Origin of the sequence: Mesorhizobium sp. M2D.F.Ca.ET.226.01.1.1, assembly GCF_004022705.2 — a bacterium.
In the GTDB taxonomy this organism is placed as follows: Bacteria; Pseudomonadota; Alphaproteobacteria; order Rhizobiales; family Rhizobiaceae; genus Mesorhizobium.
The window spans coordinates 21,744-41,645 of sequence record NZ_RZOY02000005.1; the positions used below are offsets into that span (position 1 = coordinate 21,744).

General features: G+C 62.7%; 23 protein-coding genes and 1 tRNA gene. 9 read left to right on the forward strand and 15 right to left on the reverse strand.

The genetic code is table 11. The features are described 5' to 3' along the window. The first annotated feature begins 1 nt into the window (after position 1). Entirely contained in the window at positions 2–1,174 is a 1,173-nt protein-coding gene (locus EN869_RS12695; protein ID WP_245512350.1) for a hypothetical protein, read from the forward strand. Positions 1,175–1,218: 44 nt separating this feature from the next. Here the strand turns inward: EN869_RS12695 and EN869_RS12700 are convergent, their stop codons facing one another. The 4 genes from EN869_RS12700 to EN869_RS12715 all read right to left on the reverse strand — a co-directional run bounded on the left by EN869_RS12700 (position 1,219) and on the right by EN869_RS12715 (position 4,210). After that, positions 1,219–1,707, reverse strand: coding sequence for an NUDIX hydrolase (locus EN869_RS12700; RefSeq protein ID WP_127226027.1), 489 nt, complete (start codon positions 1,705–1,707; stop codon positions 1,219–1,221). Positions 1,708–1,902: 195 nt separating this feature from the next. Further along, positions 1,903–2,403 (reverse strand): xanthine phosphoribosyltransferase, encoded by a 501-nt coding sequence (gene gpt / locus EN869_RS12705; protein WP_127226028.1) that lies wholly within the window; start codon positions 2,401–2,403, stop codon positions 1,903–1,905. A 148-nt stretch (positions 2,404–2,551) separates the two neighbouring features. Next, on the reverse strand, positions 2,552–3,385 hold the full coding sequence (locus EN869_RS12710) for a universal stress protein (RefSeq protein ID WP_127226029.1): 834 nt from the start codon (positions 3,383–3,385) through the stop codon (positions 2,552–2,554). A gap of 84 nt (positions 3,386–3,469) precedes the next feature. Beyond that, on the reverse strand, positions 3,470–4,210 hold the full coding sequence (locus EN869_RS12715; protein WP_127226030.1) for a competence/damage-inducible protein A: 741 nt from the start codon (positions 4,208–4,210) through the stop codon (positions 3,470–3,472). Positions 4,211–4,341: 131 nt separating this feature from the next. Between EN869_RS12715 and EN869_RS12720 the strand changes: the two genes are divergently transcribed. Together EN869_RS12720 and EN869_RS12725 are read left to right on the forward strand one after the other, a co-directional pair. Continuing rightward, the gene (locus tag EN869_RS12720; protein WP_127226031.1) at positions 4,342–5,310 is read left to right on the forward strand and encodes an alpha/beta fold hydrolase; all 969 of its coding nucleotides are present in this window, start codon (positions 4,342–4,344) and stop codon (positions 5,308–5,310) included. Positions 5,311–5,495: 185 nt separating this feature from the next. Continuing rightward, positions 5,496–5,774, forward strand: coding sequence for a hypothetical protein (locus EN869_RS12725; protein ID WP_127226032.1), 279 nt, complete (start codon positions 5,496–5,498; stop codon positions 5,772–5,774). 317 nt (positions 5,775–6,091) lie between these two features. Here the strand turns inward: EN869_RS12725 and EN869_RS12730 are convergent, their stop codons facing one another. From EN869_RS12730 to EN869_RS12740, 3 genes are all read right to left on the reverse strand, one after another. Then, on the reverse strand, positions 6,092–6,331 hold the full coding sequence (locus tag EN869_RS12730) for a DUF2188 domain-containing protein (RefSeq protein WP_127226033.1): 240 nt from the start codon (positions 6,329–6,331) through the stop codon (positions 6,092–6,094). A gap of 122 nt (positions 6,332–6,453) precedes the next feature. After that, the gene (locus tag EN869_RS12735) at positions 6,454–6,732 is read right to left on the reverse strand and encodes a DUF982 domain-containing protein (RefSeq protein ID WP_127226034.1); all 279 of its coding nucleotides are present in this window, start codon (positions 6,730–6,732) and stop codon (positions 6,454–6,456) included. Positions 6,733–6,895: 163 nt separating this feature from the next. Beyond that, positions 6,896–7,999, reverse strand: coding sequence for an NADH:flavin oxidoreductase/NADH oxidase (locus EN869_RS12740; protein ID WP_127226035.1), 1,104 nt, complete (start codon positions 7,997–7,999; stop codon positions 6,896–6,898). A 153-nt stretch (positions 8,000–8,152) separates the two neighbouring features. Here EN869_RS12740 and EN869_RS12745 point away from each other — a divergent pair, with 153 nt between their 5' ends. Next, positions 8,153–8,731, forward strand: a complete 579-nt coding sequence (locus EN869_RS12745; protein WP_127226036.1) for an NUDIX domain-containing protein — start codon at positions 8,153–8,155, stop codon at positions 8,729–8,731. Positions 8,732–8,825: 94 nt separating this feature from the next. On the opposite strand, the gene EN869_RS12750 is transcribed toward EN869_RS12745, so the two are convergent. After that, a tRNA-Leu gene (locus EN869_RS12750) sits at positions 8,826–8,911 on the reverse strand. A gap of 1,093 nt (positions 8,912–10,004) precedes the next feature. Continuing rightward, the gene (locus EN869_RS34375; protein ID WP_167507030.1) at positions 10,005–10,160 is read right to left on the reverse strand and encodes a hypothetical protein; all 156 of its coding nucleotides are present in this window, start codon (positions 10,158–10,160) and stop codon (positions 10,005–10,007) included. 26 nt (positions 10,161–10,186) lie between these two features. Between EN869_RS34375 and EN869_RS12755 the strand changes: the two genes are divergently transcribed. Both EN869_RS12755 and EN869_RS12760 read left to right on the forward strand, forming a co-directional pair. Further along, a complete protein-coding gene (locus EN869_RS12755) occupies positions 10,187–10,408 on the forward strand; it encodes a hypothetical protein (RefSeq protein WP_127226037.1) in 222 nt (73 codons plus the stop codon). 445 nt (positions 10,409–10,853) lie between these two features. Beyond that, complete coding sequence (locus EN869_RS12760) at positions 10,854–11,081, forward strand: hypothetical protein (protein ID WP_127226038.1); 228 nt, start codon at positions 10,854–10,856, stop codon at positions 11,079–11,081. A 255-nt stretch (positions 11,082–11,336) separates the two neighbouring features. Here the strand turns inward: EN869_RS12760 and EN869_RS12765 are convergent, their stop codons facing one another. From EN869_RS12765 to EN869_RS12775, 3 genes are all read right to left on the reverse strand, one after another. Further along, positions 11,337–11,993, reverse strand: a complete 657-nt coding sequence (locus EN869_RS12765; RefSeq protein WP_127394970.1) for an outer membrane protein — start codon at positions 11,991–11,993, stop codon at positions 11,337–11,339. Positions 11,994–12,085: 92 nt separating this feature from the next. Further along, positions 12,086–12,298 carry a hypothetical protein gene (locus EN869_RS12770; RefSeq protein ID WP_127226039.1) on the reverse strand — a complete coding sequence of 71 codons (213 nt, stop codon included), beginning with the start codon at positions 12,296–12,298 and terminating at the stop codon, positions 12,086–12,088. Positions 12,299–12,356: 58 nt separating this feature from the next. Further along, positions 12,357–13,208 (reverse strand): alpha/beta hydrolase, encoded by an 852-nt coding sequence (locus tag EN869_RS12775; RefSeq protein ID WP_127226040.1) that lies wholly within the window; start codon positions 13,206–13,208, stop codon positions 12,357–12,359. Between the two features lie 147 nt (positions 13,209–13,355). Between EN869_RS12775 and ade the strand changes: the two genes are divergently transcribed. Beyond that, the gene (gene ade, locus EN869_RS12780) at positions 13,356–15,173 is read left to right on the forward strand and encodes an adenine deaminase (protein WP_127226041.1); all 1,818 of its coding nucleotides are present in this window, start codon (positions 13,356–13,358) and stop codon (positions 15,171–15,173) included. A gap of 19 nt (positions 15,174–15,192) precedes the next feature. Here the strand turns inward: ade and EN869_RS12785 are convergent, their stop codons facing one another. Then, a complete protein-coding gene (locus tag EN869_RS12785; RefSeq protein ID WP_127226042.1) occupies positions 15,193–16,362 on the reverse strand; it encodes an alpha/beta hydrolase in 1,170 nt (389 codons plus the stop codon). A 96-nt stretch (positions 16,363–16,458) separates the two neighbouring features. Then, positions 16,459–17,493, reverse strand: a complete 1,035-nt coding sequence (locus tag EN869_RS12790; RefSeq protein WP_245489430.1) for an alpha/beta hydrolase — start codon at positions 17,491–17,493, stop codon at positions 16,459–16,461. 279 nt (positions 17,494–17,772) lie between these two features. On the opposite strand from EN869_RS12790, the gene ilvA reads away from it, so the two are divergent. Together ilvA and EN869_RS12800 are read left to right on the forward strand one after the other, a co-directional pair. Further along, a complete protein-coding gene (gene ilvA / locus EN869_RS12795) occupies positions 17,773–19,029 on the forward strand; it encodes a threonine ammonia-lyase IlvA (RefSeq protein ID WP_127226542.1) in 1,257 nt (418 codons plus the stop codon). Further along, positions 19,026–19,583 (forward strand): DUF1697 domain-containing protein, encoded by a 558-nt coding sequence (locus EN869_RS12800; protein ID WP_127226044.1) that lies wholly within the window; start codon positions 19,026–19,028, stop codon positions 19,581–19,583. Before ilvA ends, EN869_RS12800 begins: the two co-directional genes overlap by 4 nt. A gap of 11 nt (positions 19,584–19,594) precedes the next feature. On the opposite strand, the gene EN869_RS12805 is transcribed toward EN869_RS12800, so the two are convergent. Beyond that, the gene (locus EN869_RS12805; RefSeq protein ID WP_127226045.1) at positions 19,595–19,882 is read right to left on the reverse strand and encodes a DUF2218 domain-containing protein; all 288 of its coding nucleotides are present in this window, start codon (positions 19,880–19,882) and stop codon (positions 19,595–19,597) included. Positions 19,883–19,902 lie beyond the last annotated feature (20 nt).

Below are 19,902 nucleotides of genomic sequence, written 5' to 3' on the forward strand. Positions count from 1 at the left end.
CATGATGGACCTTGATTCCGCAAATGCCGGTCCGCAAAAGATCGCTGCCCCGTCGGTAGTGGACTCTCAACACGGCTCGGTTCGCCCGCTTGCCGTCGGAGATCTCGATCAGGTCGCCGCACTCTTCCTGACGAAGTTTCGCCACCGTCGTCGCCACCGATACCGCGCGATCGCGCGCACGGCGGAATATATGAGGGCACTTTATCTCGGCGGCGGTGAGAGCAAAGCTCTCGTCCAGATCAACCCGCAGGGTCGCCTGGGTGGGTTCATGGGCGTTCTGAACGCCCGCTATGAGCTCAACGCAACGGCATTGAACGCCGCTATCATCGGTCCCTTCATGACCGACTCCGCCATCGATCACGGCTGGGCCGGGCCGCAATTGCTGCGTTCTCTGCATCAAGGCCAATTCGATCTATACCTCACGGATTCGGCCAATCGGACGTCCTTGGCCTTCGCCCGGCCGATGAAGTATCAACTGCTGCCGGTGCATTGTCTGGAATGGACCTGTGTTTTCCGGCCGGGCGCCATGGCCGCCGCCATGTTGCACCGTAAATGGCCTGCACTGCCTCGCCTGGCGCTCGATCCCTGCGCGCGAGCGTTCGACGCGCTTACAAGAAAAAGGTCCGAGCTCTCGGCTCAGCATCCGTCTTCACATCGGGTCCATCGCGAGTCGATCGACGCCGCGCGGTTCGCGGAGCGGCTGCCAATGCTCATGTCCGACTATGCTCTTCGGCCGAGCTGGAAGGACGGCGAGTTGCCGCGACTGCTTACGCTGGCGGCCGAGAAGCAGGCCGACGGGCCGCTTCATTTCGGCGGGACTTACGACGAAGCCGGCAGGACGCTTGGGTGCTATGCCTTTTACGGCCAACCCGGCGGCATCGCGAACCTGTTGCAAATCCAGGGGTCCGGATCCCATTGGGGCGCGACACTCGATGCCCTTATCGCGGCTGCGCGGGAGATGGGCTGCGTGGGCATCACCGGGCAGACGCAGAGCCGGTTCATGCCCCAGCTCTTCAACCATAAGGATGTCTTTTTCCGCTATGCCGGGGGCACGATGGTCCGCTCGCGCATCGCCGAAGTCGCGGAAGCGGTCCGCACCGGCGACATCTTCATCGGCGGGTTGATGGGCGACCGCTGGACCCGGCTCAGCTCCGACGATTTCGGCCGCATCTGACGGTCGCCGAGACCGACCGCTACGCATTTTCCGGAAATGTTGAATCAGGCGAACTTGTGCGGTGCGGCACAGAAGCCGGCAATGATCTGGCAAAGGTCCGGCTCGTTGATCATTTCGACCGCCTCGGTCGCGCCAACCCATTTGCGCGTTCGCGCGCGCTTCTCTTTCCAGCGATCCGCGACGCGGTCGACATGCAGCGGAAAGACCAGCACTTCGCAAGGCACTTCCTCGCCTGAGCCGAGGACTTTGGCATAGAAATAGCGGCCGGCTTCAAGATGCGAGACGGTGCCGCGCAATCCGGCTTCCTCGCCTGCTTCACGGGCCGCGGCCTGGCAAAGCGCCTCCCTGGCCTCCGGCCACCCCTTGGGCAGCACCCAGCGTCCGGTGTCACGGCTGGTGATCAGCATGATCTCGACGCCGTCTTTGCCCTCGCGCCAAGGCAAGGCGGCAACTTGCAGGCGGCATGGCGCCGTGCCGAAAAGTCTTCTGACTCTTTCGGTCATAGCACTATGCGTTGTAGGCCTCGTCAACATTGAAGAAAGCTGCCCCAGCCTCCAGAATCGTTTGCCACCTTACGAATCTACGGCGGATTTTGAGCTTTAAAAGTAAAAAACTTCACTCCGTCGGAAAATCCCACCAGAAAAAGTCAGTTCGCAAATAGTTGCATCCATTGGCGCGGTTACACGACGCGCCTTTGAGGCAGGTTCTCCGGAAGATTTGAGCGCCGCTCAGCCGGCGTGATCGTCCGCGATAGGCTTCTGGTAGGTGAAGCCCATGTCCCAGGGAAAGTAGATCCAGGTATCCTGGCTGACCTCGGTGACGAATGTATCGACCAGCGGCCGGCCCTTCGGCTTGGCATAGACGGTCGCGAAATGCGCCTTCGGCATCATGGCGCGCACGATGCCGGCCGTCTTGCCGGTATCGGTCAGGTCGTCGATGATGAGCACACCGGCCCCGTCATCGGCGAGCAACGGCGGCGAAATCTCCTTGAGAACCTGCAACTGCCCCTGGCTCGTATAGTCGTGATAGGAAGCGACGCATACCGTCTCGATGACCCGGATGCCGAGCTCTCGCGCGATGATGGCCGCTGGCACCAGGCCACCGCGGGTGATGCAGACGATCGCTTTCCACTGTCCCTTGCTGGCGCCGGAAAGCCGCCAGGACAGCGCGCGGGCGTCGCGGTGGAATTGGTCCCAAGAGACGGGAAAGGCTTTTTCGGGAAGGGACATGGCTCGCGCACTCCGCAAGCGCGCCGCGGCGCGCAAAAACAATGGAATGCACGCGGAATTAGCCGGAAAGCGCCAGGCTTGGCAAGGGCAGCGTCTGGCGATGGCTGTGAACTTGAAGCGCGCCGGACGAAATCAGGGGACGCGGTTGCTACCGCGACAGGAAAGCCGCCACGTTCGTCGTGCGCAGCACCGTGCGCGTGACGCCGCCGAACAGAAGCTGCCGCAGCCAGGAATGGCTGTAGGCGCCAAGCACCAGAAGATCGGCGCCGCATTCCGTTATGCGGGCCTGGATGAGATCGTCGACGGAGGATCCATCGGATTTCTGCACGCAGACGCTGACATTGGCGCCGTGTCGCGACAGCGCCGCGGCGATCTCGGCACCGGCGGCTTCCGGCGATTCATCCAGCGTCTCCGGCGGGTCGATGACGAGAATGTCCGTCTTGTCGGCCTCGGCGATGAAGGGCAGGGCGTCAAAAGCGGCGCGCGCCGCTTCCTTGCTGCCGTTCCAGGCAAGCAGCACACGTCTGAAGGTCGTGATCAGCGGCCCGGCATGGGGCACGACCAGCACCGGCCGGCCGGCATCATAGACCAGTGTGTCGACGTCGGCGCTCGGGTCGCCGCCGGTATCGCGCTGCGCGGCGATGATCAGATCGGCGGCGCGCACGCTCGTTATGCCGGTCAGCGCGCTGTCGCCGGAGAAGCTTTCCAGGCTTCGCCATTCGAAGGACAGGCCGGATTCCTCGACCCGCCTCAGGAAATACGCCTGCAGCTTGTCGGCGCGTTCCTTGTTCATCTCGGCCGAGACCTGCAGGAATTCGGTGTCCGGAAAGCCGGTGGCCGAGGTGTAGGGAACGGGCAACGCCTCGGCATGGATGCCGACGAGATGACTCTCGAACCTTTCGGCAAGCGGAATGGCGCAATCGAGAACGCGCTCGGCATCCTGCTCGTTCTGCAAAATGGCGACGATTGTCCTGAAACGCATGACCGGTCCCTCAATTGTTTGCGCTACGCGTGGGCGCAGCAAGGGAACGCCTCAGCGCGTTGACTGGTTCCAGCCGAACGCCGGTCAGCCCGCCTTGGCGAAGCCCGCCACCATCGCCTCGACGTCCTTGCGCGCTGCCTCGAGCGCTTCCTCGCTGCGAGCGCGCACCACGAGCTCGGTCCAGAACTTGCCGTCGCCATATTTGGGATAGGAGCCGATGATGGTGTCGGGATGCGCCTTCTGGATGTCGGCCAGCGGCCCACCGACCAGGCCCTCGCCGAAGGGGCAGTGCACGGTGGCCGACAGCATCTTCGTGCCGGCCTTGAGCGTCGGCACGACATTGTCGAGCATGGCCTGGAAGATCGACGGCACGCCGGCCATGACATGGACATTGCCGATGCGGAAGCCCGGCGCGACGGAGACGGGGTTGTCGATATGGTCGGCGCCGCGCGGCATGCGCGCCATGCGCTTGCGCGCTTCGGTGAATTCGATGCCGCGCTGGGCATAGCTCGCCTCCAGCAAGGCATAGGCCTTGGCGTCGTATTCGCAGGGCACGCCGAAGGCCTTGGCCATGGAATCGGCGGTGATGTCGTCATGCGTGGGGCCGATGCCGCCGGTCGTGAAGACGTAGGTATAGCGGGCGCGCACGGCATTCACCGCCGCAACGATCTCATCCTCCTCGTCGGGGACGATGCGCACTTCCTTCAAGTCGATGCCGATCGCCGTCATGATGTCGGCGAGGTGGCCGATATTCTTGTCCTTGGTGCGGCCGGAGAGGATTTCGTCGCCGATGACGAGCATGGCGGCGGTGACGATTTCAGGCATGGCGGGCTCCGGCATCGAGGTCGCCTGAGATAACGCGGGCCGCGGCCGGCCGCAATGCGAAAGCCTGACGCTCGTGCTTGTGGCGGCGCTCGTTGCGGATATGGTGCGGTCCGTCAGTTCCGGATCAAAATATGCTGATATCGATTGTCTTGTGGCTGTTCGCCGGCCTGGTCGTTGCGGCGGCCCTTATCTTGTTCGCCCTGATGCTTGCAACTTGGCGGATCGCCGCAAAGGCCGAAAGACTAGTGCCGGCTTGCGGCAAATTCGTCGACATCGGTGGCAATCGCATCCACTATGTGGAAGAAGGCGAGGGCCGGCCGATTGTCTTTCTGCATGGGCTCGGCGCCCAGCTCCATCATTTCCGCCACACGTTGTTCGGGCGCTTCGGCGCCGGCTATCGACTGATCGCGCTCGACCGACCGGGCTCCGGCTATTCGGTTCGCGCAAGCAGCGCGACCGGCCGGCTGCCCGAACAGGCGGAAATCGTGCTGCGATTCATCGAGGAACTGCGCCTGGAGCGGCCCCTGATCGTCGGCCATTCGCTTGGCGGAGCGATAGCGCTTGCGCTGGCGACCGAGCATCCGGCAGCGATTTCCGGCATCGCGCTGCTCTCGCCGCTGACGCATCAGGAAGCGAGGGCGCGTCAGGGATTTGACCTGCTCTATGTTCCGTCACGGCTGCTGCGCCGCGCTCTGGCTCATACGCTGGCGATACCGCTGAGCCTTCTTTACGCGCAGCCGACAATGAAATTCATTTTCGCGCCGCAAACGGTTCCCGCGGACTACATGATCGCCGGCGGCGGGTGGCTCGGGTTGCGCCCGTCTCACTATTTTGCCACCTCCACCGACGTCGTTGCGGTGGAGCAGGATCTTGGCCGCATCGAACGGCGCTATGGCGAGATGGCGATGCCGGTTGGAATTCTGTTCGGCAGCGCCGACCGTGTCATTGGCGAGCCCGTCCATGGCGAGCCGATGCTGGACAAGATCCAAGGGCTCGATTTCGAGCGGATCGAAGGTCTCGGCCATATGCCGCAATTCGTCGAACACGAACGGGTCGTCGCCTTTATCCAGCGCATTGCCATGCGCGCCTTCGCGGCGTGACCTGACTTTTGGCGAGAGTTGCGCGGTTCTGCCGGTATCGAGCCTTCGCTGGCTCACGGAGTCGTCACACGAACGTGTCCAATGCCTTGGTCCATCGTGATTTTCCGGCCGGAACCTTTGCCTTGAACCTGAGGTTTCGTTCACGTCGCCGACCCAAGCGGCGACGAACCACAACGGAGACTCCAATGCTTAGGAAATTCATAGCGGCTTCGGCGCTCGTATTGGCCATGAGTGGCGCGGCGATGGCGCAGTCGTCCAACGACTGGTCGTGGTGGCACAGCGACCGCTCAACGTCGAGCGAGCGGCCGATCGATCGGACCACCACGGGCAGCATTGCGGGCGGTGACTCCTCCGGCCTCAACACCCTCGGCAATACCGGTGCCATTGGTCCATGCGCCGACAGCACGCCTGGCCCGGACGCCAATTCGCGACAGAACGTCAACGACCAGTACTGCGGAAAATAGCGAGGCACAGTCGCCGGCGGCCGGCGTGAGCCTACGGGCTTCGCCGGTCGCGGGGGCGATCCCGCTCTCAAAGAGCGTCGCGATCTTTCAGATTCGCTCCATGCGCTTTAGCTTTTTGATTTTGCGCATGCCTTCGTCCCGAAACCGATTATCACTTTCGGGAGACATGCTTTAGGGTGTGTTGATATTCAGGTGATGCCGGCCTGCAAATGACGGTTTCCTGCGCTTCCGGTGCTCACGTATTTTAAGTACGCTCCGCTCCGGTTCTCGGAACCCGCCATTCGACTCGGCGTGACTGACCTGAATCTCAACACACCCTAGTCGGATACTTCGGTCTGCGGGCGGTCGCGGCCGTCGGCCAGTTCATCGTGCCACTTGCCTTCGGCATCCTCATACTGGATGCCATCCGTGGCGCCGGCAACCTGCTGCTCGGCCGAGGCGATTTCGGCCGCGCGCAGCGCCTCTTGGTGCGTGCGGAAAGTCTCCGAAAATGTCGAGCCGACCTTGTAGGCCCAGCCGCCATCATGTTCGACGATCTTGTAAGTCAGCTTCGCCATGAAATCCTCCGGTTGAGAAGTCCGCTAGTGCGTCTCACGTTTCACGGAAACGGTGAAACGCCCTATCTTCTTGTTATACGCAATTCCGGACGGAAATCCGCTCACACTTTTCCTGGAATTGCTTAATGCAGCTTTCCGTCGGGCAGCCTATCTTCGGGGACCAGCACTTCCGATTCCTTGGCTGCTTCGACGAGGGCGCGACGCGCGTCCGCTGTCGAACGATAACCTTCCAGCGCTTTGAGGCAAGTGTCGAGCGCATTACGATGCCGCTCGCCGCGATTGAGCGGCCAAACGGTCATCAGGCACTCGGCGGCCTCGCGGGTGCTGCTTATCTGGCGATATTTGCCGACATGGCCGAGCTCGACCACCACCGGCTTTTCAAAGGGCTTGTTGTCCATCATGGCCGGAACGTAAAACGGCCAAATTGGTTGCAGTTGTGGCGCGGGTCCTGCGCCCAAACGTCTCAGGACCCGCTCATCTTCCGGTTGTTTTGACGCAATTCCGGACGGAAGGCTACGGCGAAGTCGCCGAGCCTAACCGGGTCGCGCTTTTTCTGGAATTGCTCTAGCTGGCAGCCTTCATCCAATGCCGCATCGTCGTCACCGAACGCGCCAGTTGCGGCGCCGGATGGATTTCCTCGCCGAAGGCAGCCGCGGCGCGCCAGCCCCAGCGCGGGTCGGCGAGGAATGCGCGCGCCAGCGCCACCATGTCGGCGCGGCCATCGGCGACGATCGCCTCGGCCTGGCTCGGATCGTCGATCAGCCCCACGGCGCGTGTCGGAATGCCGGCGCCGTTGCGCACGGCTTCCGCCAGATGCACCTGGTAGCCGGGGCCGGGCGGCACCTGCTGCAGGGGCGAGTTACCGCCGCTGGAACAGCAGATATAGGCGATGCCATCGGCCTTCAGCGCCTTGGCCACCTCGATCGCGCCCTCGACGTCGAAACCGCCGTCGACCCATTCCTTCACCGAGAGGCGCGCGCCCAGCATCATGGACGGGGCGGCCTTCCTCACTGCCCTGGCGATTTCGACCGCAAAGCGCATGCGGTTTTCGAGCGACCCGCCCCAGCGGTCGGTCCGCTGGTTGGAGAGCGGCGAGAGGAACTGGAAGATCAGATAGCCATGCGCGGCGTGCAGTTCGGCAAAATCGAAGCCGGCGCGTTCGGCGCGCACGGCCGCTTGCGCAAAACGCCCAATGAGCTCCAGGATCTCGTCCTCCTCCAACGCGTGCGGCACATTCCAGCCCGTGTCGTAGGCTATGGCCGAGGCAGAAACGGTCTGCCAGGGATCTTCGCCCGGCTGCAGCGGACCGCCGCCTTCCCAGGGTCTGCGGTTGGAGGCCTTGCGGCCGGCATGGGCAAGCTGGACTCCGAACTTCGTACCGGGCGCGGCGACGCGCCTGGCGGCATCGAGCGTGCGCTTGGCGGCCGCCTCATTGTCGTCCGAATAGAGGCCGAGGCAGCCATGCGAGATGCGTCCGCGCCGCTCGACGTCGGTCATCTCGACGGTCACCATGCCAGCGCCCGACATTGCCAGGTTCATCCAGTGATACAGATGCCAGTCGCTGGCCGAGCCGTCCTCGGCCGAATACTGGCACATGGGGGCGACCGCGATACGGTTGGGGAAGGTGAGGCCGCCGAGGGTGATCGGCTGGAAAAGCGATGACGTCATGAATGGGCTCCTGGGAGAGATACCGCTATCTAGTCAGCCGCTACGCGTCGCGCCAGACACGAGCCGGTGAAACTCCCTCTGGACCAGTCGGTTTCCGGGATTGCGCGGGTCATCGTTCGCCGTTACCCCTTTGCGGCCAATACGGAGGTCGTCATGGAAGATCGCGTTCGCATCCGTTCGGAAGAGGTTCTTTCGGACGACTGGGCCGTGCTGAAGAAGACAGTGCTCGATTATCGCCGCCGCGACGGGCGATGGGAGACGCAGACTCGCCAGACCTACGATCGCGGCGACGGCGCGGTCATCCTGCCGTTCGACCCTGAGCGCCAGACGGTGCTCCTGGTGCGGCAGTTCCGCTTCCCGGCTTACGCCGTGGGCCATCGCGAGCCGCTGATCGAGGCCTGCGCCGGCCTGCTCGACGAAAACGATCCCGAAACCGCTATCCGCAAGGAAGCGGAGGAGGAACTGGGTTACCACCTCAAGGACGTCGAGCGGCTGTTTTCGCCGTTCATGAGCCCGGGCAGCGTGACGGAGCGGCTGTGGTTCTTCACCGCGCGCTATTCGCCGGCCGACCGCATTTCCGACGGCGGCGGCTCACCAGAGGAAGGCGAGGACATCGAGGTTCTGGAAATGCCGTTGGACGAGGCGCTGGCCGGCATCGCCGACGGCCGCATCGTCGATGCCAAGACGATCATCCTGATCCAGCATCTGAAGCTCAATCCGATCAAGGTTTGAGCCTGTCTTCGGCTACAATGCTTCGGCGTTGGTGGCCTGCCACCCGAAGCTCCCCTTCGCCAAGGCTTCGGAGGACTTGTCGAAGAGCGAAGGGTGGTGCGGACGACGGGAATCGAACCCGTACGATCAGAGATCGAGGGATTTTAAGTCCCTTGCGTCTACCAATTCCGCCACGTCCGCGCGCCGCGATTTCAAGCACTTAAGGCGGTTCCGATCTACCCCTGAGGTCAAATTGGCACCGAGACCCTTCCGCGCCCGTTCTCATCGCAACCTCGATCGCCGCTGCCGCGCCTTCGTCCGACTTCTTGAAGACGTGGGCGTAGACCGATAGCGTGACCACGGCGACGCATGCCCTAACCGACGGCTGATTGCAACAAACATCGAGGCCGCCAGCAATCAGGGCGGAGGCGTGGGTGTGACGCATATAGTGAAAGCGGACCTTGGGAATGTCGGGGGCAGGGGCCATCCTTGCCGGCTTTCCGTACCGGTCGATCGCATCGCGCCATGCGCCAGAGACGCGACACGGCGCTACCAGGCCGGGCGGCAATCGTCGTTGCCGCGAACAACTACCCAAGCGTTGCCACGCTCAGCAACGTCACCGAGAACTTGACGCTGACGGCTCAATCGCGGTGCCGAGCAGACCGAAGGCTGAAGCGCTAATTGATCCTGACGAGACCTTGGAAGTTCTCGGTCTCGATCCACCGGTGCTTCAACTTGGCAGAGTAGACCCCGCCGTTTGCCATGCTGTCCCAAACGAAGAACGCCGCAACGGCGGCGACGATCAGCAGAACCGGTCGCATTGCGGAACCTACGCGGCGAGCGGAGCGGCTTTGATGCCACCGTGCGCACGCATCCGCAGTACCAGCAGCCGCGTCGCTGCGAATGGAGCCAAAACGATAAACGTCATCGCTATGCTTACGGCGACTGAGGCGAGGCAGATCCCACCGGGGGCGTAGCAAACGGCTTCCATGATCTAATCACCTTCCCTTTCCAATCCGCAATAGGGAAGGCCAACCGAGATTGTGGGCCGGCCTTCCCGCCGTACCTAGAACCAATCCTTTGCCTGTAGGGTTTCGGAGTCAAAGGAAAATTAGCAATTCGTTAACTGTGACTTGCTTGGAACCATCACGCCGCTCTGCGCATAGGTCACTGAACCATAAGGAGAATTTTGCCAATTAACTTTGAGCTGAATATGCGGACGTTAAGCCATGAATGACGGGCTAAAGGTCTGGCCCTAAAATATAGCCAGTTATTCGCGTCGCTCATGCTGCGCTTACCTGATCAGGTTGGCACAGGTGGCTGCGGGGGAAGGATTGGAGACGCGCAGTTCGCGGACGCACGACTGATATGGCCCGAAATAGATGAACATGGCGGCGGCGATCACGATCGCCGCTGCAATTATCAAGGCGCCCTTGATCGTGGAGTTCATCTCGCGCGTCCGTAGCGTGCCGCTGGATGATCGTGGCATCCAAAGCCGGCGCTTGGCAATCGGCCGCGGCTGTTGCCGCATTGAAAGAAAACTCGCTGGGCGAGGCGCCGCCACCTCAAAGCCCGACGAGCCTAAAAACTGATCGGAATACCGCGCATTTCGGCGGGGTTCTCGGCCTAAAGTGGTCGCCCGACACCTTTGCCAATGTGACGTATCTTACAGTTGTAGACGATCATTTCTACAACTGATCAGTGCAAAGCATTGGCATGCCTGTTTGGGTTGGGATGCTTGGCTAATTCCACGAGACCCTGACAAGGCCTTGGAAGTTCTCCACTTGGTCAGCCGTTTTCATTAGCGCAATTCGATAAGCACTCTTGTTTGCCAAACCGTCCCAGACAAAGAATGCGGCAACCGCGGCAGCGATCAGAAGGATCGGTCGCATCGGAACCTCCCTCAAAGTCCCCGTACTCGCCGACCTATTATGATCCTGTCAGCCCCCTAATACAAGTAAATGCTAATATATTGATATGCCTGGTTCGAGCCGAGCAGCGTCGCCGACATATCGTTAGTGGCTGGCCAGACCATCGTCGCGCGTGCGGATTTAATATTAGCGATGTGTAAAATGCAAAGCTCGGCAAACCGGTCTCATTAGCCTTTGGCTGCCAGTATCGAGCCGGCTTTGATGGTGGAACCATGCGTGGGCCAGGCTGGATCCGGGGGCTACGGGAGGAGGAGGCGCGGCAGCTCCGCCGCGAGATCGAGCGGCTCGAGCGCGATCTGATCAAAGCCGCCAATTCGAAAGCCAAATACAGCCTGCACGACGTCGCCCACACGCTGCGCTGGCAGAAAGCCCGGCTCCAGCGATTGGAGGAATGCCTCGCCGCGATGCCGGCCGGAAAGATCGCTTCGGACGGGTCCTGATCGGCCCGATTGCCTTGCGTCGAGGCTTAACCACTACCGGTCCCGCGCTTGCGGAGCAGGGGCGCATTGGAAAGTGGCGCGATCGCGGAATTACGGTTTGCGAGGATGCCGTTAGGTTAACCCACAAGGCGGCTCGATCCGCCGAGGCCGGCGTCTATCAGGCCCCTACCCATTTCCCCGCCCCCTGCGGGCGCCGGCCACCTGATTTCCAAAAGATCTCCGAGATAAAGGGCATCGCCGCGACAGCGGCAAGCCTCAGAATTTGTAACTGAAATTCACGCCGAGCGTCTGCAGCTTCACGTCCTGGTCGCGGTCGGTGAAAGTGTCTTGAGCATCGAAATGCTCCTTTCCGAAATCATAGTAGCGGTATTGCGCGCCGACGACGACATTGTTGGTCAACGCATAGTCGACGCCGGCGCCGAGCGTCCAGCCGGTGCTGGTGCGGGTTTGGGCAGAGACCGTGCCTGCCGTCTGTGAAGTCTCGATGCCGGCAAAAGCGATGCCGCCAATGCCGTAGAGCAGCACGCGATCCATGGCGTAGCCTGCCTTGGCATTGATCGATCCGAACCATTTCACGTCGGTGCCGAATGTATTTGCCGGGCCGGCCTCGGCGGAGCCGTCGATCGAGGCGTGGTTGAGATCGGCCTCGGCGCCGAGCACGGCCTGATCGAACTGCCAGAGTCCCGCGACATGGCCGCCGACGAAACCGCCGTCGATGTCGGGCTTGACCGATCCGCCATCGACCGTGATGTCGGACCGGCCCCAACCATAGCCGGCCTGCATGCCGGCGTAGTAACCGGTCCAGTCGAAGCCGGGCGCCGTCATCGGCAGATCGGCACCCATGTCCGCTGCCCAGGCAGACCCGGACAGCAGGGCAAGAAAGCCGGCACTGGCGAGCGTCAACCGACGCATCGAGCACTCCGAAATGGCGGTTCCGAAAGACACTTTCGTCGCAACCTAGCTCCAATCGCCGCGAAACGGAATTGCAAGCCTGCAACAGTGGTTTACGTCGGTGGATTGCGGACGCGGTCTTGCAGGTCGCGCCGCTTCTCCTCGGGCGAGGCCAGCCGGCCAAAAGCGTATTCGGCGAGCAGAGAGCCCGCGATAAAGATCGCGATCGGAACGACCCATGCCCAGAACGAATGCAAGGCGAAGAAGGCCAGGCCGGCCAAGGCTGCCGACACCACGAGGATCGCGAACCTGATCGTCTGCGCCATCAACTGCCGATCCGGATGATCAAAGGGGCGGGCTATTCTTCATGCCCGCCCGGACTGTTTATTTGGCATCGATGAAATCGAGCGCCGCCTGGCTGTATTCGTCCGGCGCCTGCAGCATGGCGAAATGGCTGGCGTTGGGCAGAATGATCAGCTTCGCGCCCGGTATGACAGAGGCCATATATTCCGTATGCTCGCGCTTGATCGCCTCGTCATGGTCGCCGGCGACGATCGCGGTCGGCGTGGTGATCTTGCCGAGCTGCTCCTTGGTCCAGGCTGGCTGCGATTCCCACATATGACTGATCTGCGCGACGAAGGCGTCATACTGGTCAGGCGTCTTCGACATTTTCTTGTAGTCGCGCCCGGAACGCTCGATGTAGGCGGCGAAGGTCTTGTTGGTCAGGACGCCGGGGTCGACGCCGTCGGTGGTGACGTTGGCGGCCTGCGCGAAGAGCCTCGTCAGCCGCTCGGGATGATGAAGCGCGATGTCGATGCCGATGATGCCGCCGTCGCTCCAGCCGACCAGGGCGGTCTTGTCGACCTTGAGGAAATCCAGCAGCGCCAGATAATCCGAGGCCATGAGGTCGTAGCCATAGGGCTCGTCGGTGCGGGTCGAACGGCCGTGGCCGCGGCTGTCGGCAACGATCACCTTGTGGGTCTTGGAGAGGGTCGCCACCTGGCTCGCCCAGATATCAGCATGGCCGAGGCCGCCATGGATGAGCAGCACCGGGTCGCCCGTGCCGAACACGGCGTAGTACATCTGGATGCCGTTGACGGGCGCGTAGCCGCTTTCGTCGGGTTTGGGCATCGCCGCCGGCTCCGGCAGGGTCTGCCAGCGCTCCTCGGCCATGGCCAGCGCGGTCGATGCGATGAACAAAAGGACGGTGGCGAACGCTTTCCAGAAACGGGTCATCCTTCCCCTCCGACGGTTCGTTTCGGCAACCAGCATCGCCTTTCGCCTGGAATAGTCAACAAGCGTGGGTTTGCGTCTGAGGCCAAACGGAGGCTCTGGCTCCGCGCGCCGACATTTGCCACAGTGGCTTATGCAGAGGACTCGCCCATGACGAACGCCAAGCCGACAAGCGCCGCAAAGCCAAAGCCCTGGACGGAGGTGGCGACACATCTGGTCGATGTCGCGATGGGCCGAAAGCCCGCCGATCTGGTCATCCGCAACGGGCGCTGGGTGAATGTCCATTCGGGCGAGATCATCCCCGGCACCGATATCGCGATCGCGGCCGGCCGCTTTGCCTATTGCGGGCCGAACGCCAGCCACGCCATTGGGGAGAGGACCAAGGTCGTCGATGCCGGCGGACGCTATCTGGTGCCCGGCCTGTGCGACGCGCACATGCATGTCGAAAGCGGCATGGTGACGGTGACCGAGTTCTGCCGGGCGGTAGTCCCGCATGGCACCACCTCGATGTTCATCGATCCGCACGAGATCGCTAATGTGCTCGGATTGCTGGGCGTGCGCCTGATGCATGACGAGGCGGTTGCGATGCCGATCAACGTGCATGTGCAGATGCCGTCCTGCGTGCCGTCGGCGCCGGGACTGGAGCATGCCGGCGCCGAATTGACGGTGGCCGATGTGGCCGAGGCGATGAGCTGGGAAAACATCATCGGGCTTGGCGAGGTGATGAATTTTCCGGGCGTCGTCGCCAACAATCCGGTGATGTCGGGCGAGATCGCCGAGACGGTCAAAGCCGGCAAGACGGTGGGCGGGCACTATGCGTCACCCGATCTCGGCCTGCCGTTCCACGGCTATGTCGCGGGAGGCGCCGAGGACGATCACGAAGGCACGCGCGCCGAGGACGCGATCGCGCGCGTGCGCCAGGGCATGAAGGCGATGCTGAGGCTGGGTTCTGCCTGGTACGACGTCGCGGCACAGATCAAGGCGGTGACCGAAAGCGGCGTTGATCCGCGCAACTTCATCCTGTGCACCGATGACAGCCATTCCGGCACGCTGGTGCATGAAGGCCATATGGACCGGGTGGTGCGGCATGCCGTCCAACAGGGCCTGAAGCCGGTGACGGCGATCCAGATGGCGACGCTCAACACCGCCCAACATTTTAAACTGGAGCGCGAGATCGGCTCGATCGCGCCGGGACGGCTGGCCGACCTGCTGATCGTTTCCGATCTTGCTGAGATGCGGATCGACGAGGTCTATGGTCGGGGTGTGAGGCTGGCCAAGGCCGGCAAGCTCGAAATCGAAATTCCGGTCTATGACTATCCCAAATCCGCGAAGAACACCGTCAAGCTTGGCAAGACGCTCGCCGCGTCGGACTTCGATATCGCCGCTCCCCAGGGCGCCAATGAGGTGCGGGCGCGGGTGATCGGCGTGATCGAGAACCAGGCCCCGACACGGGCGCTGGAGGCCGACCTGCCGGTCGAGGACGGGCTGGTCGCCATGGATCGCCGCAACGACATCTGCCAGATCGCCCTGGTGGAGCGGCATCGCGGCACGGGCGGTGTCACCAACGCCTTGGTCTCCGGTTTCGGCTATGTGGAGGACTGCGCGATGGCCTCGAGCGTCGCGCATGACGCGCATCACATCATCGTCGTCGGCACCAACAAGGAGGATATGGCGCTTGCGGTCAACCGCCTGGGCGAGGTGGGCGGCGGCGTGGTGCTCTACTCCAAGGGCAAGGAACTGGCGCTGGTCGAAATGCCGATCGCCGGCCTGATGTCAGACGAGCGCGCCGAGATCGTCGCGGCCAAGGCGGAGCAACTCACCGAGGCGATGCGCAAGGTCGGCTGCTCGCTCAACAACGCCTATATGCAGCACTCGCTGCTTGCGCTGGTCGTCATTCCGGAGCTCAGAATCTCGGATGTCGGCCTGGTCGACGTGACGACGTTCCAGAAGGTCGATCTGTTCGTATAGGGTGTAGCCCGGCGCCTGTTTACTCGCCGCCGGTGGCTATGGTCAGCACCTTGAACGGCGTGGTGATGACCACTTCGGCGACCGATCCCACAGCTTTGCCGAGCCCCTGGCCGATATTGTCCAACCCGGCTCCCTGAGGTTCGCCCGCTCGCAGGGCTGCCGGCGTGCGCAGCCGGTCGCCGAGCAATTGCACCAGGATGGGGTTATCGGCGAATTTGGCATGGTTCAAGCCGCCGTCGCCGCCCTTGGTCTTGGTAAGGTCGACCACGACCACGCCATAGCTCGCGAGGTCGGCGGCGTTGCCGTAGTCGCCGACGCGCGGCTTATCGCCGGAGATGAAGCTCGACAGCTTGAGCGCCCGGTCGTCGCCCGAAAGCAGGATGGCGAAGGGCTTGTCGGGCTTGCCGTAACGGATCATCTGCTTCTTGAAGACGTCGACGTCGATATCGGGCGAGGCGAGGACGACATAGCCGAGCTTGCCGCCGAGATCGCGGTCGCCGGTGATGGCAAGCTGACGCAGCGCTTCCATCGTCAGCCAGGTGCCCATCGAATGGGCTATGATGTCGATGCTCTTGACGCGCGTTTTGGCGAGCATCCTGAGCGTCGCCTCAAGGTCGTCGCGCGCGGCGTTGGCGCTGTCCTTGTCGTAGATATAGCCCGTCGTCTTGCCGCTCGATGCCCAGGAGAACAGCACCGGCGTTCCGGGATATTTCGTATCATGCGCGATCTGCGTCAGCCTGAAGACGCCGTCGTCGAAACCGTTATTGAAGCCGTGCACGAAAACCAGGGCGCGGTCGCCGTTTATGGCGATGTTGGAGCCGACCGCCTTGGCGAACTGCTGTGCGTCGCCGTACTGGACGACATCGGTGGCGGTAAATTGCTTGGCTGGATTGCTGTCGGCGGAGCCCTTGGCGCGCTCGATGGCTCCGACCTGGTGGATCTTCGGAACAGTGACGTCGACCAGCGCATAACTGGTGGTCAGCGAACGATCACCGTCGAACACCTGGCGAGGGTCCTTGGTCGCCTTCTGGCGGGTCGTGGCGACGAAGATCTCGTGCTTGGCGGCGATGTCGGAGGCCGGCGCCGTAACCGGCTTGCGGTTGAGAAGGTCATGCGCGCTTTGGCCGGCGCAGCCGCTGACGGCAAGCGCAAGTGCAATGCCAAGCACGATCCTAACACGCAAGATCACCCGGGATCCCCCAAGGGCGGCAAACCTCTCCGACTATTCCGATAAAGCCAGAGGGCGGCCGGGTCCAGTTCTAAGTCAGAAACCGCGCCGATACGATTACTGCGTGGCCAACTGGCGGATGCGGTCGGTCACGTCGCGGTCGCTGGCAAAGCCGTCGTCCTCTCGCAGTCGCTGCCCGATCATCTGCACCATCATCGGATTGTCGGCGAATTTGGTGTGATTGAAGCTGTCGGCACCCTTGATCTTGGAGAGGTCGACGACCGTGACGCCATAGGAGGCGAGGTCGGCGGCATCCCTGTAGTCGCCCACGCGCGGCCGCGAGCCGGCGATCAGGCCGGAGAGCCGCAGCGCCCGGTCGTCATCCGACAGGAGCAGGATGAACGGCTTGTCCGGTTTGCCGTAGCGGCGCATCTGGCTCTTGAAGACGTCGACATCGATGTCGGGCGAGGCGAGCACCACGTCGCCGAGCTTGCCGCTGAGATCGCGGTCGCCGGTGATGGCGAGCTGGCGCAGCGTCTCCATCGTCACCCAGGTTCCCATCGAATGGGCGACGATATCGATGCGCCGGGCGCCGGTCTGCGCCAGCATCCGCAGCGTCACTTCCAGCTGGTCGCGGGCGGCGGCGGCGCTTTCCTTATCGTAGACATAATCGGTGGTCTTGGCGCCGGAAGCCCAGGAGAACAGCACCGGCGTGCCCGGATAGCCGGAATCGTGGACGATCTGGGTCAGCCGGTAGACGGCGTCGTCGAAGCCGGTGTTGTAGCCGTGTACGAAGACCATGACACGGCCGCCGCGGGCGTCGATGTCGGTGTTGAGCGCGCTGACGAATTTCGGCTGCGCGTCGTAGCCGACGACTTCCGAGGCCATGAAATACTTCGTCGGGTCGTCCGATTTGCCGCGCGAGCGGCGCTCGATCTGGCCGGTCTGGTGAACTGGCGGGACGGTGACGTTGACCCGGGCATAGTTGAGCGTCGCCGAGCGTTCGCCGTCGAAGACCTTGTTCGGGTCGTCGGAGCGCTTGCGTGTGGTGGCGATGAAGATCGAATGGTTGCCGGCGATCTCGGTTGCCTGCGTCGGTACGACGACGCTGCCCAGGATTTCCTGCGTCTGGTGGCCCGCGCAGCCGGCCATAAGCAGGGCAAGGGCAAGGATCACAATTGTCTTCAACCGCACTTCGACACTTTCACTGGCAATTCCACTCCGGCCGCGATTGGCCGGCCACCTTCGCGAAAATCTCCCGGACAGCCGAAGTGCGGCTAAAGTAAGTCGTGTCCAGCGGAAATTGGTTCAGCACGGGGCGACGGTGATCCTACTGTTGCGCGAAAGCCAAAAGGGCGGCAGGAAGGTTTGCCGGCACGGGCCGCGGCCATCCTGGAGCGCGCCGGCGGGCTCGAAAATGAGGGACTTGTGGTGAACAGCTTTTCCGCCCGCGTTGCCGTAGCTGCTGAAGCGATCCGCGGAATTTTTCCGGAAACGCCGCTGCAGGAAAACGACTATCTCTCGAAGAAGACACGCGCCCACATCCTTCTGAAGCGCGAGGACCTGACGCCGGTGCGCTCCTACAAGATTAGGGGCGCTTTCAACTTCTTCCGCAAGGCGCTCGCCGCCGGCAACAATGCCGAACTGTTCGTCTGCGCCTCGGCCGGCAACCATGCGCAGGGTTTTGCCTTCGTCTGCCGGCATTTCGGCAAAAAGGGCGTCGTGTTCATGCCGGTGACGACGCCGCAGCAGAAGATCGACAAGACGCGGCTGTTCGGCGGCGAATTCGTCGAGATCAGGCTGGTCGGCGACTTCTTCGACGATTGCTACCGCGCCGCCTTCGAATTCACCGAAAGCGCCGGCGCGCATATGGTGCCGCCCTTCGACCACAAGGACATCATCGAGGGACAGGCGACAGTGGCCTTCGAGATCGCGGCGCAGATGCCGGGCGGGCGCGTGCCCGACATCATCATGCTGCCGGTCGGCGGTGGCGGTCTGGCCGCCGGTGTCACTCACTATTTCGCCGACCAGCATCGCGACCCGCGCTTCGTGTTTTGCGAGCCGGCCGGCGCGCCGAGCCTCAGCGAGAGCCTTGCCAGCGGCAAGCGGGTCAGGCTCGCCAAGGTCGACAATTTCGTCGACGGCGCCGCGGTGGCCGAAATCGGCCGCGAGCCGCTGCGCCATCTCAAGGATTTCACCGTCGACGCGGTGCGGCTGGTTCCGGAAAACCGGCTCTGCGCCACCATGATCGAGATGCTGAATGTCGAGGGCGTCGTGCTGGAGCCGGCCGGGGCGCTGGCGATCGACGCGCTGAAGGATTTTTCGCGTAAGGAAATCAGGGGCAAGACGATCGTCGCGGTCGTCTCAGGCGGCAATTTCGATTTCGAGCGTCTGCCGGACGTGAAGGAGCGGGCGCTGCGCTTCGAGGGGCTGAAAAAGTATTTCATCATCCGCTTCCCGCAGCGGCCTGGCGCGCTGCGCGATTTCCTCGAAATGCTCGGTCCCGACGACGACATCGCCCGCTTCGAATACCTGAAAAAGTCGGCGCGCAATTTCGGCTCGGTGCTGATCGGCATCGAGACCAAGGACAGGCGCAATTTCGACCTGCTGAAGGCCAATTTCGACGCCGAGGGCGTGCAATATCAGGACATTACCGACAACGAGACGCTGGCGGGGTTCATCATATGAGCACAAAAGGGACTGTCTTCGTCGCGCTGTTTTCCGGCATCAATGTCGGCCGCAACCGCATCGTCAAAATGGCGGAGCTGAAAGCCTTCTTCGAAAGCCTCGGCTTCAGCGATGTCGCGACCTATGTGCAGAGCGGCAATGTTGTATTCAGCGCGAAGAAGGGGAACGCGGCGGCGCTGACCAAGGAGCTCGAAGCGGCCTTCGAAAAGAAATGGGGTTTTCATTCGCGCATCATGGTGCGCGATGCCGGCTGGTTCGAGCGGCTGGTGAAGGACAATCCTTATCCAGAGGTCGCAGGCGAACCGACCAAGCTGCACGCCTACGCGCTGGAGCGCGAGCCGACCGCCGAGGAGACGCAGCGGCTCGCGGATAAATGCACCGGTCCGGAGCAGTTCAAGATCAAGGGCGACGTGCTTTACCTGCACGCGCCGGACGGACTCGGAAAGTCGGTGTTCGCCAACCTGATCCCGCGCACGCTGAAGGTGCCGGGCACGGCACGCAACTGGCGCAGCGTGCTGGCGTTGCTCGACATGGCCGGGAAGGCGGGCGGCTGATCGAAGGATTGTCAGGCGGCCTTTTGCCAGTCGAAGCTCAATTCCTCACGGAAGGCGAAGCGCTTGATGTGGTCGGCCACCACCGACTCGAGCCGCTCCAGCGACGCGGTATCATCGGCGGCGAGGGCGATGTGCAGCGCATGATCGTCGGCGTCCATCACCGTGCGGCCGAGCGAAAGCTGGATCGCGCCGTGCTGGGGGTCGAACTCGACCGGGAATTTGTGCGACCAGTGTTTGCAGAGCTGCTGCAGGTAGCGGCTGGCATGTTCGGTGGCGACATCGGCGCGGCTGGTCAGCATGGAATTCTCCTGGCGGATGA